The organism is Brevibacterium sp. HMSC08F02, from assembly GCF_001807555.1.
GTDB classification, from domain to species: Bacteria; Actinomycetota; Actinomycetes; order Actinomycetales; family Brevibacteriaceae; genus Brevibacterium; species Brevibacterium ravenspurgense.
The window spans coordinates 128542-146786 of sequence record NZ_KV789351.1 but is presented as its reverse complement, the minus strand read 5'-3'; the positions used below and the strand labels follow the sequence as shown (position 1 = coordinate 146786).

14 protein-coding genes are annotated in these 18245 nt (G+C 58.7%); 10 read left to right on the top strand and 4 right to left on the bottom strand.

Annotation, left to right across the window (positions count from 1 at the left end; translation table 11 throughout):
• Positions 1 to 55 precede the first annotated feature (55 nt).
• A complete protein-coding gene (locus HMPREF3172_RS04530; RefSeq protein ID WP_070515765.1) occupies positions 56 to 427 on the bottom strand; it encodes a nuclear transport factor 2 family protein in 372 nt (123 codons plus the stop codon).
• Between the two features lie 256 nt (positions 428 to 683).
• Between HMPREF3172_RS04530 and HMPREF3172_RS04525 the strand changes: the two genes are divergently transcribed.
• The 4 genes from HMPREF3172_RS04525 (at position 684) to HMPREF3172_RS04510 (ending at position 3970) form a co-directional block, all read left to right on the top strand.
• Positions 684 to 2012, top strand: coding sequence for a short-chain fatty acid transporter (locus HMPREF3172_RS04525; protein ID WP_070515827.1), 1329 nt, complete (start codon positions 684 to 686; stop codon positions 2010 to 2012).
• 90 nt (positions 2013 to 2102) lie between these two features.
• Positions 2103 to 2579 (top strand): NUDIX hydrolase, encoded by a 477-nt coding sequence (locus HMPREF3172_RS04520; RefSeq protein ID WP_070515763.1) that lies wholly within the window; start codon positions 2103 to 2105, stop codon positions 2577 to 2579.
• Positions 2580 to 3317, top strand: coding sequence for a phosphatase PAP2 family protein (locus HMPREF3172_RS04515; RefSeq protein ID WP_070515762.1), 738 nt, complete (start codon positions 2580 to 2582; stop codon positions 3315 to 3317).
• Complete coding sequence (locus HMPREF3172_RS04510) at positions 3314 to 3970, top strand: DUF2127 domain-containing protein (protein WP_070515760.1); 657 nt, start codon at positions 3314 to 3316, stop codon at positions 3968 to 3970. Before HMPREF3172_RS04515 ends, HMPREF3172_RS04510 begins: the two co-directional genes overlap by 4 nt.
• A gap of 66 nt (positions 3971 to 4036) precedes the next feature.
• Here HMPREF3172_RS04510 and HMPREF3172_RS04505 read toward each other — a convergent pair whose 3' ends face one another.
• Positions 4037 to 4738: a DUF805 domain-containing protein gene (locus HMPREF3172_RS04505; RefSeq protein ID WP_070515759.1), complete on the bottom strand. Its 702-nt coding sequence runs from the start codon at positions 4736 to 4738 to the stop codon at positions 4037 to 4039.
• An 11-nt stretch (positions 4739 to 4749) separates the two neighbouring features.
• On the opposite strand from HMPREF3172_RS04505, the gene HMPREF3172_RS04500 reads away from it, so the two are divergent.
• Positions 4750 to 6123 (top strand): CDP-glycerol glycerophosphotransferase family protein, encoded by a 1374-nt coding sequence (locus HMPREF3172_RS04500; RefSeq protein ID WP_218078927.1) that lies wholly within the window; start codon positions 4750 to 4752, stop codon positions 6121 to 6123.
• A gap of 273 nt (positions 6124 to 6396) precedes the next feature.
• A complete protein-coding gene (locus HMPREF3172_RS04495) occupies positions 6397 to 11343 on the top strand; it encodes a YPDG domain-containing protein (protein ID WP_070515756.1) in 4947 nt (1648 codons plus the stop codon).
• Positions 11344 to 11508: 165 nt separating this feature from the next.
• Here HMPREF3172_RS04495 and HMPREF3172_RS04490 read toward each other — a convergent pair whose 3' ends face one another.
• Complete coding sequence (locus HMPREF3172_RS04490; RefSeq protein WP_070515754.1) at positions 11509 to 13350, bottom strand: glycosyltransferase; 1842 nt, start codon at positions 13348 to 13350, stop codon at positions 11509 to 11511.
• Positions 13351 to 13518: 168 nt separating this feature from the next.
• Here HMPREF3172_RS04490 and tagD point away from each other — a divergent pair, with 168 nt between their 5' ends.
• The 4 genes from tagD (at position 13519) to HMPREF3172_RS04470 (ending at position 16702) form a co-directional block, all read left to right on the top strand.
• Positions 13519 to 13905, top strand: a complete 387-nt coding sequence (gene tagD / locus HMPREF3172_RS04485) for a glycerol-3-phosphate cytidylyltransferase (RefSeq protein WP_070515753.1) — start codon at positions 13519 to 13521, stop codon at positions 13903 to 13905.
• 40 nt (positions 13906 to 13945) lie between these two features.
• On the top strand, positions 13946 to 14782 hold the full coding sequence (locus HMPREF3172_RS04480; protein ID WP_070515751.1) for a CDP-alcohol phosphatidyltransferase family protein: 837 nt from the start codon (positions 13946 to 13948) through the stop codon (positions 14780 to 14782).
• A complete protein-coding gene (locus HMPREF3172_RS04475; RefSeq protein WP_070515749.1) occupies positions 14782 to 15663 on the top strand; it encodes a glycosyltransferase family 2 protein in 882 nt (293 codons plus the stop codon). Before HMPREF3172_RS04480 ends, HMPREF3172_RS04475 begins: the two co-directional genes overlap by 1 nt.
• Positions 15664 to 15793: 130 nt before the next feature.
• A complete protein-coding gene (locus HMPREF3172_RS04470) occupies positions 15794 to 16702 on the top strand; it encodes a glycosyltransferase family 32 protein (protein WP_062020460.1) in 909 nt (302 codons plus the stop codon).
• A 101-nt stretch (positions 16703 to 16803) separates the two neighbouring features.
• Here HMPREF3172_RS04470 and HMPREF3172_RS04465 read toward each other — a convergent pair whose 3' ends face one another.
• Positions 16804 to 18081, bottom strand: coding sequence for a CDP-glycerol glycerophosphotransferase family protein (locus HMPREF3172_RS04465; RefSeq protein ID WP_256173193.1), 1278 nt, complete (start codon positions 18079 to 18081; stop codon positions 16804 to 16806).
• Positions 18082 to 18245 lie beyond the last annotated feature (164 nt).

Genomic DNA, 18245 nt, shown 5'->3' with positions numbered 1-18245 from the left:
TTTTTGCCTCCATATGCGCCCTCATCTGCACAGTGGGCTGCGCCCACCGCACACCTCACACGGCGGCACGGTAGAAGTAGCTGGTGCGCTTGGCGATTGTGCCGTCGGCGTTGAAGACGAAGAAGTCGGCGAAGCCTTCGTGGGCGTCTGATCCGTCTTTGAGTTTGCCGTTGAATTCGCCGCGTGAGGCTGCCTGGTTGCCGCTCACAATGACATCGAGCAGCGTGTGTTCGCCGGATTCGATGATGCGGTTTTCCAGGTAAAAGCGGCGGATGTCTTCGCCAACCATGGTGTCGTAGCCGGGGCGGTCGTAGGTGCCGTCGACCGCGAAGAGGTCTGCGGTGGCGTTGTCGTCGCCGGCATCCACGGTCGTGTAGTAGCGGCGGACAAGAGCTTCAACCTCGGCGGGGGACAGTTCGGCGGTCATGGGCCGTCCTTTCTGTGAATCGCTGTGGCGTCCTTGCAGCGGGTGCGCAGACACGCTCTAGACACGTGTCTGCGACAGGCGTTCTCACCAGAGGTTTCGACCTCCGGCTGTGTGTTCTCTACGATAACTGTGAATCAGCACACGAACGCAAAGGAGCGCTCTTATGTCGGACTCCGCAAACGGTCATCCTGACGGCACCACGCCGAACACCACTCAGGTGAACACACCGCCCAGCTCGGCGGCCGCCCCCGCGGTCATGCGCCCGCTTAACTCACTGCTTGAGAAGTGGACACCGTCGGCGCTCATGTTTGCGATCGTGCTGAGTGTTGTCGTTGGCATCCTGGCGCTCATCCTCACCCCGACCAAACCTGTCGATGTGCTGGTCGGCTGGGGTGATGGCCTGTCGGGCCTGCTGGAGTTCATGACCCAGATGGCGCTCATCATCTTCTTGGGCCATATGTTGGCGCACACCCAACCGGTGCGGAAGCTGCTGGCCAAGATTGCCGATGTGCCTTCCGGCCCACGCTCGGCTTACGTCTTGGTCTTTGTGGTGGCGGGCATGTCGGCCCTCATCACGTGGGGTCTGTCCTTGGTCGTCGGTGCTCTGCTGGCGGTCGAGGTGGCTCGTTCGGCTCGCCGTCGCGGCTTCAAGGTGCACTTCCCGCTGCTTGTTGCGGCTGGTTATTCGGGCATGGTCGTGTGGCACATGGGCTATTCGGCTTCGGGCCCGCTGACTGCGGCAACGCCCGGTTCGTTCCTTGACGAGGCCATGGGCGGCACCATTCCTGTTTCGCAGACCATCTTTGTGTGGTGGAACCTGGCGGCGGCTGCGTTGGTGCTCATTGTCATGGCGATTCTGTTTGCTTTGACCGCCCCGAAGCCCAGCGCCCCGATTGTTGAAATGCCTGCTGAAGTTGAGCACGGCGAAAAGCCCTTCGTGGGCGAAGAGATCGTCACCCCGGCTGATCGCATTGACGCATCCCGCATACCCACGCTGCTGGTGGGCCTGCTGCTTGCGGCGTATATCGTGGTGCACTTTGCGCGGGGCGGCACGATGACTCTGGACATCGTCAACTGGAGCTTCCTGACGCTCATCCTGCTGTTGGTGCGCAGCCCCTTCGAGATCATCTACTTGGCCAAGGGTGCGGCGGTCAACGTCGGCGAGATCCTTCTGCAGTTCCCGCTGTACGCCGGCATTATGGGCATCATGAGTGCGTCTGGTCTCATTGAGATCTTCTCGAACGCGTTGGTGTCGATCTCTGGTCCGCACACATTCGGCGTGCTGGCGTTCGTGGCGGCAGGCGTTGTGAACTTCTTCGTCCCCTCCGGAGGCGGGCAGTTCGCGGTGCAGGGCCCGATCATGCTCAAGGCTGCCGAATCACTGGGCATCGACCCCTCGGTTGCGATCATGGCTGTGTCCTACGGTGACCAGTGGACGAACATGATCCAGCCGTTCTGGGCTCTGCCGGTGCTGGCTATTGCGGGCCTGAAGATGCGTGACATTCTGGGCTACACCACGATGACGCTGGTGGGTTCGGGCATTGTTTTGGGCGGAACCCTGTTCGCGGTGAGCTTCCTCGCCTGACGGGGTGCACAACCGCCCACCGCGCTGCACAGCCGCAGGCAGCCCGCACTGTCTCATCTGACTCCCATATCGGTGGGCCATACTGGTGGAATGAGCAAGTCCCCGAAGCAATCCCCTAAGTCTGTTGTCGTCGCCGCTGTGTGCTTGATCCATCCGGACAGGCCGGAGTTGCTGATGGTCCGGAAGAAGGGGACGAGCTCGTTCATGTTGCCCGGCGGCAAGATCGAATCTGACGAGGAGCCTCTTGCCACCGCCGTCCGCGAAATCGAGGAGGAGCTGCACCTGGATCTCGACCCGGATCGGCTGGATCTGCTGGGCTCCTGGACGACGGATGCGGCGAATGAACCGGACACTCACGTGACCGGCACGGTGTTCGCCTACCGCGGCACCCCGGATGGTCTGAATGTTCAGGAACCGCGGTTCTTCAATGAAATTGACCAGGCGGAGTGGTTCCCGATCGCGGATCTTCCCCAGGACACGGCGGAGCGTTCTTTTGCTCCGCTGACGCGCAATCACGTTATCCCTGAGCTGCTGGCTCGCGGTCTGGCTGCTGGCCAGGTGAACTGAGTGAACGACCAGAAGCCGAATCCGCCGGTCAAGCGGATCAGCACGGGCGTGCTGCTTTTCGCCCTGGTGGTCATCTTGGGTCTGTTTGTGCAGACAACCCTGGTGCTGGAGGCCGACCATGAAGTTCTCGGCGACATGATCGAACATCGCAGCGACCCGCGCACGGCCATCTTGGTGTTCTTCACCAATATCTTCAGCCCCTTGGGCACGATCGTCCTGGGTGTGCTGGTGTCGGTGCTCGTGTGGGTGCTGGCCGGCAGTTGGCGGCCGGCGGCCTATATTGCCGGCTGTGTTGCGCTCGCCTCAGCGATCACGCATTCGCTCAAACCGCTGTATGCCCGTCCCCGTCCGGCGGAGGAACACCGGCTGGTGTTGGAGACGAACTTTTCGTTCCCGTCGGGGCACGCCACGGGGACGTCGTCGTTGTTGTTTTCGTCGGCTGTTGTTTTCAGTTTGCTGTTTGTGCGCTTATGGCAGCGGGCAATCATTTGGGCCGGAGCTTTGGGCATGACCGCGCTCATCTGTTTGTCACGCCTGTATTTGGGCGTGCACTATTTCACTGATGTGACGGCCGGCTGCCTGGTGGGTGTGGGCGCCTGTTTGGTGCTGTACGTGCTTGTCCGGCACAGGCTGATGTCGCTGAAACGCAGAAAAGCCCTGCAGAAGTGGCGTGAACAGCAGCGCGGTGCTGAACTGCGAGCCGCTCACGCTTCGCAGAAAACCGAAACACGGCAATGACGCGCAGCTCCAGCAGCCATACGGCGCACAAGAACCACAAAGCGCACAGCAGAAGCACCGACCGTCTGGTCCCGACCTTGGCGGATACGGAAACCTCTGCTGATCTCATTCCACCTAAACAGCGCAAGCGCGAACACTGGCTGCACGTGATTTTCTACATCACGCTGATCGGCAAGGGCCTGTTTGGTTTGGGTCAGATGGCCTCGGGCATTGTGGTTCTTGTTGTGCCCCGGCACGTGTGGCATCAGCTGGCGGTGAAGCTTACGGCGGGCAATACGGACAACCCTGTTACGGCGTGGCTTCTGCATCAGACGGAGAATCTGGATTCGGGTATTCAGCTGTATGCGGCGATCTACATGATCAGCCACGCGGCCACGAAGATTGTTCTGGTGTGGGCTGTGCTGAAGGGCAAGATGTGGGCCTACCCCTGGATGATGGGATTCTTGGCGGCGTTCATCATTTACCAGACCTACGAGATCTTTGCCCGTCACTCGATCTTCTTTTTGCTGCTGACGATCTTCGACATCTTCATCGTGTGGCTCACCCGCCACGAATGGAATCTGCAGAAACGTCAAAGGGCACTGAAGCAGGCTGCCGAAGCTGCCGCGTCTGGCTCGGCTTCAGCCGGACGTCCGGGCACACCCGCGGACTGACCTGACCCCAGAAAAATATGAGGTGCCTGCTTACGTGAGCAGGCACCTCGTCATGTGGTGGTGGGTTCAGTCGCCGGTGAGGTCGTCGCGTCCGGGTTGGCGGGCGGTCAGTTTGGTGGGCAGGATGCACAGGACGATGTTGATGAGTCCGCCCAGGTAGGGAATGAACGCCAGGAAGATGAGGGCGCCGTGCATGCCGGCGTCTTGGATGCGTCGCCAGCCGGAGGACAGGGTGGGCACTGCGGCGACCAACAGGAACAGGAACGAAACGAGGGTCCCGATGATCGCAAGCGCTGGGACGTCAGGTTCGGCCTCGTATCCGGTGGCCTCGAAGGTTCTTTGGGCTTCGATGTCGGCCATGATGACGGCGACGATGCCGGGGACGAACAGAACGAAGCAGATCAAGGTGTTGATCAGCTGCGGCCACCAGTATTCCGACAGCGATGCGTAGCCCTTGAACCGTGCGAACTTCTTCCAGAACCGCGTGTAGGCGGTCACTGGGCCCGCGCCGTAGAGAGGCTGCGACAGCGGTGGTTTTTCGCCGGTGCCGCGGTAGTCCTTTTCGGTGATCTTTCGGCGCTGCGGGGCGGATGGCGCCCCAGTGTCGAAGGGGTTGTGGGCGTAGGGGCTGTTGTCGAAAGGGTTGTCGCCGTTGCCCGGCTGCCTGCCGAACTGGCTGCTGTCACCGAAGGGGCTGCTGCCGCCGTAGCTGGGTTGCCCGCCGGGACCGCCGCCGTAGGGGGTGTTGTCGTAGGGGTTCGAGTTCATCGTGCTCCTGGTTGTTGTGGGTCAGGGTCAGTGTAGTGATTTCCGGTTACTCGGAAGGAAACAAAGACGGTTGTCGTTTCTGCGCTGGCATACTGGTCAGCATGATGAACAGGGTGTCCCACGTGTTTTCGTCGGCGAAGCGGTTCTCATCTCAGGTGGGTCGCGAACTGTCAGTGCGCGCGGCTGAGCGGCGGTTGGATCCGAAGTTTATGCCGTCGCGTGATGACGGTTTTGTGGTTGGTGTGTATCACGCGGGGGATAGGGCCTCGACGTATCAGCTGAAGCAGTGGTTGGCCCCGATTGAGGATCTTGCGGCGACGATGCATTTGGAGTCGGGGATGACTCTGGATGGTCCCGGTGATGGTGCGCCGTGGCCGGTGGGCATCCTCATGCGCAATCTGGATAACGCGCGTGAGATCGCGCAGCTGACGGAGCTTCCGGTGCGGTATGCGCGGTTGACGTCGGATGTTGATCGTTTTATGACGCAGCCGGCCTTGTGCGCGGTGCTGTATGTCAATCAGGCTGTGTTGAATTTTCAGGCTCTGCGGTATCCGGGGCCGGCACATGTGCATTTATCGCATGGGGAGAGCGAAAAGATTTCGATGGTGTCGAACCAGCTGAAGGCCTATGACTGTGTGTTCACGGCTGGTTTGGCTGCCAGGGAGCGGATTGAGAAGGCGCTGCTGGGACGTTTGCCGGACATGATCGATGTGGGCAGACCGCAGTTGGATTATGCGGGGCCGGTGCCGGAGCGTTTCCAGCAGGTTCTGGATGGCAGTCGGCCCACTGTGTTCTATGCGCCCACGTGGGAGGGCGATTCGCCGTCCATGGCCTATGGCACCTTGGCGCAGTCGGGTCTTCCGCTGGTGGAGGGGCTTGTAGAGGCTGGGTTTGGTGTCATCTACCGGCCCCATCCGCGAACCGGTGTTGTGAAGCCGGAGTTTGCTCGGGCTGATTCGCAGATTCGCGAGCTTGTGACGGGTGCTGCGGGCTCTGTGTTTGATGATTCGCCGACGGTGTCATGGCAGTTTGCTGCGGCTGATGCGTGTGTGGCCGAAATGTCGTCGGTTGCTTTTGATTGGCTGTCAACGCATAAGCCCCTTGTGGGGGTTGCTCCGACTGATCCAGGTGCCGAGGTGCCTGCCGGTGGTCTGTTCTCACGGGTTCCATCGGTGGTCGGCACTGCAGATGGTGGTCGGCGGGCTTCGCACATGGTGCAGCAAGGGCTGGGCTCTGGGGAGTCCGGTCGGGCTGAACGGGAAAAAGTGTGCCGTTATTATCTGGGGGATACAGGGCTTGGAAGTCAGCGCAGACGGTTTGTGGCAGCTGTCGCAAGTGTGGTGGAACAGCGGTGGGCAGACAGGCAGCTCACAGATTTCTCTTGAGGTTGCCATCACACCGTCCGGTGTACCGGACGGTAGCTTCCGGGCGGGTCCGGGAGATAGGCGCATGTTTCTGGGCCGTGCTGGTGTTGAGTGAAGTTTCAACTCTTCCGAATCCTGTGGGAAGTCTGGCAGATAGTTAAAGTATTTATGAGGGTATTAATACTTGGCCCTAAGTTCTTCACGGTTTTCGGAGCGGTTTTCCGCCGCTGCGGAAACTGTGAGTGAATCTATGCCTGCGCGGAACGGCGCGGGTGTCAACCGAAAGGAAAATTGATGAGCCAACAGCGTTCTCACCGACGCCGCGGGATGAAGACAGCAGCAGCTGGTCTGACTCTCGCAATGGCTGTGGCATTCGCACCGGGCCTGTTCCCGGGTGTGGAAGTTGTACCTGTTCATGCTGCCCAGGATGCGATCGACTCTCCGGGTAACTGGCTGGGGCAGAAGACCGTCAACGGTAAAGTCTTCCTGGACCGCGACGGCAACGCGGCCACTGCTCAGAATGTTGACGAACCGCTTGCGGGTGTCAAGGTCTATGCTCAGTGGATCGACTACCCCAACAAGAAGCAGCGTGGCGCCGTATCGCCTGTCTACACCGCGCAGACTAAGGCTGACGGTACGTACTCGATTAGCCTGCCGGACTGGACCGATGCTCTCGGTACTGTCCACAAGTGGGAGGCCACTGCTGGTCAGAAGCTTCGCATTTGGGCTGAAAACCCAGATCCGAAGAACCTCCAGGTTGCCTTCATTGAAGGTGACTCGGTGTTCGGCGGTCAGGGTGACCGTTACCACGGTACCTGGAACGGCGCGGTCGGTATCCAGCTTGCCGAGAACTACAACATCTCCTACCACGAGCGCGATGCCGCTAAGGATGGTCAGGACTGGCTGTACCTGCCTGAGGATAAGTCCACCACCGGCGAAAAGCAGGTCGCTAATGGTGGCCGAGCCAAGGGGCGCGTCTACTACGACCAGCGCGGTACCTTCGGTAAGGCCCTCTTCACCAACCAGTATGAGAAGCGTTACGGCGATGTAGCTGTCCCGAAGGTGAAGATCCGCGGCTCGTACGTGCAGGATGAGGTTGCACGCCGCTTCGACAAGTGGGCTGACGACAACAAGGGCTACACCACTGAAGCTTTCCGTGAAGCGCAGAAGAAGATCATGGCCGAATACGAGGCCGAGACCGGTAAGAGCGCTATCGCCGAAACCGTAATCACCGAAACGGATAACGAAGGCAAGTACCACCTTCAGTTCAAGGGACTGTGGGGTAACAACTACAAGGCCAAGGGCATCATGAACGCTGGCGAGTGGGGCGAGTTGGCTCCCTCGTCTGACGAAGGCAGCTGGGCAACCAGTAACCTGCGTTCGAAGCACATCAACTACGAGTACATGTACGTCTCGCCGGTTCTCCCCGAGGGCGTCGACTCGAACATGGACTCTTCGCAGAGCGCGATGTTCCAGAACATCATGCGCGCTTCGATGGTGCATGCAGTCTCCGGTGGAGGCCACGCGGGTAACTACATCGACAACCTTGACTTCTCGCTGCGCCAGACTTCGCGCGGCTTTGACGTCACGCCGTACAACACCACGGATAAGCCTGCTGCTCCGGGTGACACCGCAAAGACCGACACCTTCGGCCTGACTCCGAACACTGCTCACGTCATTGTTTGGACTGACAGCGAGGGCAAGGAAGTTCACCGTTGCGAGGCGAACTCCGACAACCTCGGTGTGATTCCTTCGTGTGACTTCCAGGTTCCGGAAGACCTCGCTGAGGACACCATTTACACCGCTACGGTGTACAACGCGTCAGACGAGAGCACGCCTCTCATGGCTGACTCTTTCCTGGCCTACGTTGCTCCTGAATACAAGGAGACCGAGGTCAAGGTTGGCGAAGAAGCTACGGCTGAGCGGCCGGTCAACAAGAACGGCACCGCAGTTCCTGACTCCGCTAAGTTCGCTGCAGCAACCGCAGACGATGTCAAGAACGCTCCGGAATTCCAGAAGGCTGGCCTTCCGGAAGATGTCGCTCCGCAGGACTGGGTCACCGTAAACGCAGATGGAACCCTGACCATCAAGCCGGGTGCAGACGTCAAGCCGGGTACGTACAACGTTCCGGTTAAGGTCACCTACGAAGATGGCACCACCAAGGTCATCAACGCACCTATTAAGGTCGTTGACGAGACCAAGCAGAGCGACGAATACACTCCTGCTTATGAGGACAAGCTGGTTGTTCCTGGTGAGGAAACCAAGTCGTCGCCGACCTTCACTGACAAGGACGGTAAGGACGCGAAGGCTCCTGAAGGCTCGAAGTTCGCTATTGGTGAGGACTTTGAGGCTCCTGAAGGCTACGAAGTCAAGATTGACGAGAACACCGGTGAAATCACCGTTACGTTCCCGGACGAGTCCAAGCTGAACAAGGACACCGTTGAGGAGTTCGACGTTCCTGTCACGGTGACCTACCCGGACGGCAGCACCGACAAGACGGATGCGAACTTCAAGCTGGACACCGACGGTGACGGTGACCCTGACGTCACGGATCCGGATGATGACGGCGACGGCATCCCGGATGAGGAAGACGAGAACCCGAAGGTTCCTAACCAGAACACCATCTACGAGCCCGCTTACGAAGAGAAGCTGGTTGTTCCTGGTGAGGAAACCAAGTCGTCGCCGACCTTCACTGACAAGGACGGTAAGGACGCGAAGGCTCCTGAAGGCTCGAAGTTCGCTATTGGTGAGGACTTTGAGGCTCCTGAAGGCTACGTAGTCGAGATTGACGAGAACACCGGTGAGATCACCGTTACGTTCCCGGATGAGTCCAAGCTGAACAAGGACACTGTCGAAGAATTCGACGTTCCTGTCACGGTGACCTACCCGGACGGCACCACGGACGAGGCTCCGGCCAAGTTCAAGCTGGACACCGACGGTGACGGTAAACCTGACACCGAGGACGAGGATGACGACGGCGACGGTGTCCCGGACGAAAAGGAAAAGGAAGACGACACCAACCCGAAGTCGCCTAACCAGAACACGATCTTCGAGCCTGGCTACGAAGACGGTTCCGGTAAGCCGGGTGACGACGTCACAATTGACGCTCCGACCTTCACTGACAAGGACGGTAAGGACACCAAGGCTCCTGAGGGCACGACCTTCGGTCCTGGTGAGAACGCTCCTGATGGTGTGACTATCGATGAGAACACCGGTGAGATCACCGTTACCATCCCTGAGGATGCTAAGCCTGGTGACAAGATCACTGTTCCTGTCGAGGTGACCTACCCGGATGGTTCGAAGGACAACGTTGACGTCACCGTCACGGTTGAAGAACCTGACGCTAAGGACAAGGACGCTGACACCTACGAGCCCGGCTACGAAGATGGTTCGGGTAAGCCTGGTGAGGATGTCACGGTCGAAAAGCCTGAGTTCAAGGACAAGGACGGCAACCCGACCGAGGCTCCTGACGGCACGACCTTCGGTCCTGGTGAGAACGCTCCTGATGGTGTGACTATCGATGAGAACACCGGTGAGATCACCGTTACCATCCCTGAGGATGCTAAGCCTGGTGACAAGATCACTGTTCCTGTCGAGGTGACCTACCCAGACGGCAGCAAGGACAACGTTGACGTCACCGTCACGGTTGAAGAACCTGATGCTCCGGAGCAGCCTGACACTAAGCAGGCTGACGAGCTCGAACCGAAGTACACCGACGGTGCTGGCCAGCCTGGTACCACCGCTCCGGTCGACGCTCCGACCTTCACCAACAAGGACGGCGACAAGGTCACCGTTCCGGAAGGCACCAAGTTCACCACCGACAAGGACGGTGTCGAAGTTGCTGAAGATGGATCGCTGAAGGTCCAGATTCCGGCTGACGCCAAGCCTGGTGACAAGATCACGGTTCCTGTGACTGTGACCTACCCGGATGGCAGCACCGACAAGGTGGACGTGACTGTTACTGTCACCGACCCTGACTCGAAGCCCGAATGGGGCGACGGCGAAGGTGAACCCGGTGACAAGGTGACCGTCCCGAACACCGGTGGCGACGTTCCGGAAGGCTCCACGACTGAGGTCGAAGGCCCCGGTAAGGCTGAAATCGATGAAAACGGCAACCTCGTCGTTGACATCGACAAGGACGCCAAGCCTGGCGACAAGATCGTCATCGTCGTGAAGGACAAGGACGGCAACAGGATCGACGACTCGACCGTGACTGTTACCGAACCGTCCAAGCCTGACACCGAACAGAAGGACGAGTTCGAGCCCGGCTACGAAGATGGTTCGGGTAAGCCTGGTGAAGACGTCAAGGTTCCTGCTCCTGAGTTCAAGGACAAGGACGGCAACCCGACCGAAGCTCCTGACGGCACCACGTTCACCCCTGGTGACGACGCTCCCGACGGTGTGAAGGTTGATGAAAACACCGGTGAAATCACGGTTCCGATTCCGGAAGACGCCAAGCCTGGTGACAAGATCACCGTTCCGGTTGAGGTGACTTACCCGGATGGTTCGAAGGACAACGTTGACGTCACCATCACGGTCGAGAAGCCTGACGCTCCTGCTGAGAAGCCAGACTGGAAGGACGACAAGGGTAAGCCTGGCGACAAGGTCGAAATCCCGAACGACGGCGGTCCGGTCCCGGACGGCAGCACCGTCGAAACGGAAGGACCTGGTAAGGCTGAAATCGATGAAGACGGCAACCTGATTGTCGACATCGACAAGGACGCCAAGCCTGGTGACAAGGTTGTTGTCATTGTCAAGGACAAGGACGGCAACGAGATCGACCGCGTAGTCGTCGAGGTTGAAAAGCCTGCTGACCAGCCTGACTGGAAGGACGACAAGGGCAAGCCTGGCGACAAGATTGTCATCCCGAACGATGGCGGCCCGGTTCCGGACGGCTCGACTGTTGAGGTCGAAGGCCCCGGTAAGGCTGAAATCGACAAGGACGGCAACATCGTCGTTGACATCAACGATGACGCCAAGCCTGGTGACAAGATCGTCGTGACCGTGAAGGACAAGGACGGCAACGTCATTGACACCATCACTGTCACGGTGGAAGAGAGCGGTAAGACCGGTTCCGGTAAGCCTGCTCCGTCCAAGCCTGCTGACTCCGGTGACAAGGGCTCGAGCAACGCTCCGCTGCCCCGTACCGGTGTTGAGATCGCTGGTGCACTGGCTGCAGCAGCTGGTCTGCTCGCCGCAGGTGTTCTGATGGTTGCTCGTTCGCGCCGCAAGAACAACTGACGCTCATCTGCTGACGCGCCCGGTTGGTGAGAACCGGGCGCGCACGCAGACAGGCCGATAAACGATTGTGGGCGGTTCCGCATTAGCGGAACCGCCCACAATCGTTTTCTCACCACCACACGCTGGTGAGGACGGCGGCTAAGCCAACCTCCACCTCGCGAGGTGTCAGTCAGCTTCTATCTGCAGGTTCAACTGGCCTTTGTCGGTCAGTACCGGGGTGAAGAAGGAGCCAGCTGCCGCGGGGGTTTCGTCTGCGAGGATACGGGTGCGGTGGAAAGAGCGGCCTTCAACGAAGTCCGCTGACAATTCCAGGGTGCCTGCGGACAGCAGTTCCAGTTCGGACAGAGGGATCTCAGCGCGGAAGGTGGTTCCGTCGAATTCGGCAGGTGTGCGGCCGTAATAGGTTTTGCCGGCCAGCCGCCACGACACGTAGGTGTGGGACGTCTGCTTCCAAGGGTGGTCGTGGACGGTGGCTTCGAGTTCCAGCCCCGTGTCTGTCACAGTCAGCGAGGTCAGCGCTGCGGTGGCCTGTGAGCGTTGGAACGGTTCGAAAGAGCATTCGCGGAACATGGTCGCCCACTTGTTGACGACGGCGGTTTCGTAGAAGTCGGCAGCTCGTTTCAGGGCGTTGCGGCGCATCTGGGTGAGCTCGGCATCGTCCATGGTGGCCACGCGGATGATTGCCTGGGTGAGTGCTTCAACATCGCCGTCGGGGATGAGGAAGCCATCGACTCCGTCGGTGATGATGTCGGCTGGGCCGTACTTGATGTCGTAGGCAATCGGGATGCAGCCAGCCGACATGCTTTCCAGCAGCACCAGACCTTGGCCCTCCTGCTTGCTTGTCAGGAGGCTGAATGATGCTTTACGGAAGTGATCTTTTGCATCGCTTGCGTAGCCACGTAGGGTGATGTGCTCACCTGCGTTGTTGGCGTTGATTTGCTGGGTGAGTTCGGCGTGCATATCGCCATCGCCGTAGACGTCCATGTGCAGTCCGGGTGCGCTGGAGCGTGCCGCTGCCACAGCGCGAATAGCGTGATCGATCCTCTTGCCCGGGGTCAGCCTTGCAAGCATGATTCCGTGAGCCTTATCACGGGGTGCTTCCGCATCGCCGTGGAGGTCGCGAACCACGTTGGGTATGACCGTGAGGTTGCCCGAAGACAGGTTCAGCGCGAGCATGTCCTGCTGTTGGGCGTGGGTCAGTGCGATGACCCGATCAAAACGATCGGCATTATGAAAGATGTCGAACCTGCCGCGGTTGAGTTCGCGCGGGTCTACGCTTTCGTTCTTGAGGAAGTTGCTGTGCAGCACGTGGCAGAACACAACGTTCTTCTTCCGGTAGGTGCGGAAGATTGAACTTGCATAGCCCGAATCGACAATGACGTAACCTGGCTCGTTGCCGAATACTGCGTTGAGCCACGCTTTGTAGAATGCGCCGCCGGAGCGCCACTGTGCGACAATCCTTCCGCGGGAGTCTAGGAGCGTCAGCAGGCGGCCGCCTGTGGTGCCGCGTTCTGTGGCGTCATGACGGTCGATGATGCGCAGGTGGCCCTGCGTGCTGTAGTAGTCGGTCTGGAGGACCGTACCGGCATCGTCTGTGCGCTGTTCGCGTGTGTTTCCCGAGGTGTGGGGGAGTGCATCTTTGAGGGCGCCGAGGTTAGGTTCTGCAGTGCCTTTCATGCGGGCAAGCTCATCGTCAGACCATGTGCCGAGGTCTTCCCAGATGTTCCGGATGGAAACACGGTCATCCAGTCGGCCTTCGGCTTTGAGTTCCTGTTCGCGCTCCTTGCCGCTGTTGTTCGGTGAGAACGTGAGGATCTCGATGGGGCGGTTGTCCTGGCGAGCGAAAGCTGAGGACCGTTCGAGAGCAACGGAAGTCAGCCCGCCGAATGTTTCGGGGATGCGCCACAGCACGGTGTAGTAGTTCCCCGCTGGAAGGACTTGCTGGGGGCGGGGACCGCTTGAGTTGGGGATGATGCGGCGCAGAAGCCGTGACAGTGACGCTTTCATAGCCATCTATTTTAGTTCTTCTTTGCCGCGTAGAGCCTGAGGCAGCAGCTCCCCGGCTGTGGTGAACGGCACCCGCTTAACAGGCAGTCAGACGGGACTTCAAGTGGGCCGTGGGGTATCGTTTATATGATCTGCAAGTTAACTCCAAGTTAAGCAAGGGGCTTTTTCATGCGCCGTGTCATCACCTACGGCACCTTTGACTTGCTGCACTACGGCCACATCCGACTGCTGCAGCGCTGCAAAGCACAGGGCGACTACCTGGTCGTTGCGCTGTCGACCGACGAATTCAACGCCGGCAAGGGCAAGAAGTCGTACTTTTCGTGGGACGACCGCAAGAACATGCTCGAAGCTATCCGCTACGTCGACCTCGTGATTCCCGAAAACACGTGGGAACAGAAGCGGACCGACATCGAGAAGTACCACATCGACACCTTTGTCATGGGTGACGACTGGGAAGGCAGGTTCGACGACCTCAAGGACCTGTGCGACGTCGTCTACCTCCCGCGCACCCCGGAGATCTCCACCACCAAGATCAAGGGAGACCTCGGCCAGTAAACTCCAGCACTTCTGCTGGAGTGGCGCGAAGTCTTGAGATATGAGCGAAGCACACTCTTCCCGGCCTAAGAATCCGACGCTGGCACAGCTGCGAGCTGTTGCCCAGCCGCCGGAAGTGCGCGCGCGCAAAAACGCTGAGCACTGGACAGCAGAGCTGTACCTGCGGCACATCTCCATCTACCTGACAGCGCTGCTGGTGCGCACGCCTATCACTGCCAACGGCGTGACGGGTCTGATGATCCTCTCCGGCTGGGCAATCGGCTTCGCTCTGCTGATCCCCGGCGTATGGGGTGCACTCCTCGCACTGTTCTTTTCGCAGCTGCAGCTGTACTTCGACTGCTGTGATGGTGAGGTCGCACGCTGGCGGGGCACCCGCAGTGCAAAAGGTGTTTTCCTTGACGCGGTTGGCCACTACACAACAGAGGGATTCGTCGCCTTCATGTTGGGCGTGCGGGCAGTGAGTGACCTGGGACTGCTGAAGTCCGATCCAGGGTTCGCCTACCCCTACCTGGTTGCTGGGGGAGTGGTGTCCTCGCTCGTGCTGTTGAACAAGGCGCTCAACAGTTTGGTGCACATGAGCCGTGCCTTCAACGGCCTGGACAAGCTAGAAGACTCCGCTGCGGCAACTGCTGTGACACATGGCGGTCTTGCCCGGGTGAAGCAGCTTGCTCGTTTTGTGCCGTTCCACCGCATCTGGCATTCGGTTGAAATGTCAATGCTGGCTGTTGTTGCAAGCGTGGTGTCACTCATCGTGGTTGCCTTCGGCGGTCCGGAACTTGCCGGTGAACGGTGGATGATCCTGGTGATGGTGCCGCTTGCCGCGCTGTCGGTCGTGGGGCACTTTGTGTCGATCTGGTTCTCCAGGAGGCTCGGCTGATGGAAGTTTTTGACTACGGCGTTGTCATCCTCACCATGGGCAAGCGCATGGATGACCTCAAACGGGGCATTGATTCGCTGCTGTCCCAGCGGAACGTCAACCTCGACGTTGTGTGCGTGGGCAATGGCTGGGACCCTGTGGGACTGCCGGAGGAAGTCAAAACCCACATGCTGCCCGAAAACGTGGGAATTCCTGCCGGACGCAATGCTGGTGTGCCCCTGGTTAAGGGCGAGTTCCTGTTCTTCCTCGATGACGATGCCTGGCTGCCGGATGAGGACACGCTGTGGCGGATGGCGCAGTACATGCGTGAAAATCCCAGTGTTGGTCTGGTTCAGCCCCGTGTGGTTGATCCGGACAACCCGAATGCGCCTAAGCGGTGGATTCCGCGTTTGCGTAAGAAATCTGCAAGCCATTCGTCGAACGTGTTCTCCGTGTGGGAGGGCGCCATCGGCATGCAGCGCAAGGCCTTTGATGAATGTGGTGGCTGGCCGGGTTCGTTCTGGTATGCCCACGAAGGCATTGAACTGGCCTGGCGCGTATGGGATGCCGGCTATGACGTGTGGTACATGGGTGATCTTGCAGTGGCCCACCCCGTGATTGACCCGAAGCGCCACGACGAGTACTTCTACATGAACGCCCGCAACCGCGTGTGGTTGGCCCGCAGAAATCTGCCGTGGCCATTCAGCTGGGCCTATGTGGGTTCCTGGACAGGCGTCCAGGTGCTCAGGTGGGCGCGTAAACCTGAACAGCTCAAACCGTGGTTCAAAGGCTGGGCTGACGGTTGGCGCGACAACCCGTGGGATGGCGAAGAAGACGAAACCAAACTCAGCAAGCGCGGCGTCCTGCGAATGAGTTTTAAGGGTCGCCCGCCGATTATTTGAGCAGTGCTAAGCTTTGTCGAAAAATAGTAAATCTGTCCGAGCTAAGGTTCAGTGCTGAACTTTGTCTCGCAGGGTCAAGGATTTGTTGCACTGACGATTGCAACAGCCGCTAAAAAGGGGTCAGTGTTTCGTGAACAAAACTATCTGGATCTACTGGGAGAACAAATATTCTAGCCAGATGCCCGGCTACATCAGCCTGTGCAAGGATACAATCCTCAAGCACAAAGGCGATTGGGACCTAGTTGAGTTGAACCCTGAAAACGTGAATGACTACGTTTCCGGTTTGCGTTCTGACTTCTCAGATATTCCCGAAGTTGCCCACAAGGCTGATTATATTCGCGCAGCGGTTTTAGCTCAGAACGGCGGCATGTGGATGGACGTAGACACAATTGTGTTTCGCCCATTAAGCATGATTACGGACCTCATCGAAAAGTCTGGAGCCTTGTTCTACGGTTGGCAGCCGAACCAGCCGAGTATTGGGTTGGTCGCGTCGGTTCCTGGCCACCCCTTGATTCAAAAATGGCTGGAAGGTGCGGACCGTGTGCTGGACGGCGATCTCAAGCAGAAATGGGCAGGTATCGGCTACGACATTCTGTGGCCACTTGCTGAAAAAATTGACTACGTCCAGATGGACCGGGAGATCTGTGCGCCAATTCATTACACCGAGACTGACCTTCTTCTGGAACCTGGCCGTCCTGCAGATATTTTGCACAAGCGCACGCTGCTGATCCAGCTGTACAACAAAATGCTTTTCCCGAAGTTTGGTAAGGCGAGTCGTGATGAGGTCATGGAATCTAATACACGTCTCAGTAAATTGTTTAAACGCGCACTCAGCGAGGATCCGCACTGGGAGCGGGTATCTAGAAAGATGAGTGCGGACCCTTCACCGGCTGATAAGGCGTTCGGCTCAGCGGCCGCGCAAGATCTCGATCCGGTTTCTGTTTACGTCGATGAGGCGATGCGCCGTGTCTATAAATCCAAGAATCCGTTGCTGAAGCGGGCCAGCCGTAAACTGCAGCGAACTCTAGGACGCAAATGACTTGGCCGAATGGGCTATTGACCTCTGCGGTTGATCTGACCGGAAGGTGACTCTCGCCTGGTTTGGTGGGGGTAGGCAGCGATAGCTCGTGTATTTTTCGATCAGGGGTTGCCGTCTTTGGCTTCGGCCGCTGACACCATGTAGTTGCGGTTGATGTGCTTCGCTTCGCGTTCGGCAATAAGGCGTTCAACGGTTGATATGAACGCCTGCTTGGACTCGCCGACCTCGTGGTTTCCGAAGTACAGAGCTCGCGCTTCGGTGCGGGCTTCTGTATTGCCGCCGCTTGTCAGCTCTGCTTCGATCATCGTCTGGATGTCATTGACCGTTGAGTCGTCGATGATCGGCACGCTGGAAGCGATTGGGGATTCGTCGACAAGCTTGGCGCGGTTTGTACGGCGGTCCGTCAGCAGCAGCGGACTGTCTGCTTTGAGGTAGAGGAAGTCCAAACCGACACTGGAAATATCGGTGATCATGAGGTCAACATCGTCGAACATGGCCAGGATGTTGCCCTCGGTCAGAACAAGGTGCTCGCCACCCTCAGCGTTAGCTTTCTCGATCAGCTCAAGAATCATGGCGTGACCGGCCCGCATTCCCTCGTCCTGTGAATCAGCCACACGAGGGTGCGGTTTATAGATGAGACGTGTGTTCGGCGTTGCGAGAGCAGCGGCAGCGATAGCGGGGCCGAAGCAGTCGATCGATGTGTAGTTGTTGTTGTCGTTCTCGCCTTCCCACGTTGGCGCATACATGACAGTGCGTTTGTCGCTTGTGGGAAGTTCAGGTTCGTAGTCGAGGTCAAGCTGGGGCCTGCCAACTTCGATCAGTTTGGATTCGTCGAAATCGACAAGTGCCCGCTGGTGTCTGCGCAGTGCGGCGGGGCCTGCTGTGAACACGGCGTCATAGGCCTTTGCTTGGTTTGAGACCATGGACAGCTTGTCGGATTCACCGTGGTTGATGTGAACGTGTACCGCGGGCGCGTAACTCAGGAGCTGAAAGTTTGATTGACCGTTGTTGACATAGAGGATCAGCTTCGGCTGGTGTTCTTCCACATACGTCATCATGTCGTCAAAGCTCTGACGGAACACGATTGGCAGGGTAGTGGCCTCCGCTGTTTCGGTAATTGCAGAAGGGCGGCGGAGGAGTACCGCGGTGGGAACTGTTTTGTTGAGCTCCTCCAGAACCGGCAGCCACTGGTCGAGCTGGTAGAGCTTCGAGTGAGTGTCGCCAAAGTAGACAAGCGCCTTGGCGCCAGGAGCCGCGCTGTTTTCGTACTCCCGGGCTGTCAGTGTGAAGTCTCGAGTACCGCGGATCCGCTGGCTCGTGGCTTTCCACGCGCGGGATCGCAGGACTGTGAGAATGGTGTCGCGAACAAACTGGCGCACTAGCCCTCCTGGGATACAACAAGTCGAAGACATTGTAATGGCCGCGAGGAAGACTGGCGGCTGTGCGTTCTTTATCCAGGTCGCAGAAACTACAACTCGCCAAGCTGGACGCCGGTTCTGGGAGAGGGTGACGGGATAGGATAGAGGGTCAGTTCGATTGAACA

What these genes read in the sequence shown, in the direction of transcription:
- HMPREF3172_RS04480 (WP_070515751.1), top strand. Translation starts at nt 13,946, where the DNA reads ATGAGCGAAGCACACTCTTCCCGGCCTAAGAATCCGACGCTGGCACAG.
- tagD (WP_070515753.1), top strand. Translation starts at nt 13,519, where the DNA reads ATGCGCCGTGTCATCACCTACGGCACCTTTGACTTGCTGCACTACGGC.
- HMPREF3172_RS04475 (WP_070515749.1), top strand. Translation starts at nt 14,782, where the DNA reads ATGGAAGTTTTTGACTACGGCGTTGTCATCCTCACCATGGGCAAGCGC.
- HMPREF3172_RS04510 (WP_070515760.1), top strand. Translation starts at nt 3,314, where the DNA reads ATGACGCGCAGCTCCAGCAGCCATACGGCGCACAAGAACCACAAAGCG.
- HMPREF3172_RS04505 (WP_070515759.1), bottom strand. Translation starts at nt 4,738, where the DNA reads ATGAACTCGAACCCCTACGACAACACCCCCTACGGCGGCGGTCCCGGC.
- HMPREF3172_RS04530 (WP_070515765.1), bottom strand. Translation starts at nt 427, where the DNA reads ATGACCGCCGAACTGTCCCCCGCCGAGGTTGAAGCTCTTGTCCGCCGC.
- HMPREF3172_RS04490 (WP_070515754.1), bottom strand. Translation starts at nt 13,350, where the DNA reads ATGAAAGCGTCACTGTCACGGCTTCTGCGCCGCATCATCCCCAACTCA.
- HMPREF3172_RS04525 (WP_070515827.1), top strand. Translation starts at nt 684, where the DNA reads ATGCGCCCGCTTAACTCACTGCTTGAGAAGTGGACACCGTCGGCGCTC.
- HMPREF3172_RS04520 (WP_070515763.1), top strand. Translation starts at nt 2,103, where the DNA reads ATGAGCAAGTCCCCGAAGCAATCCCCTAAGTCTGTTGTCGTCGCCGCT.
- HMPREF3172_RS04495 (WP_070515756.1), top strand. Translation starts at nt 6,397, where the DNA reads ATGAGCCAACAGCGTTCTCACCGACGCCGCGGGATGAAGACAGCAGCA.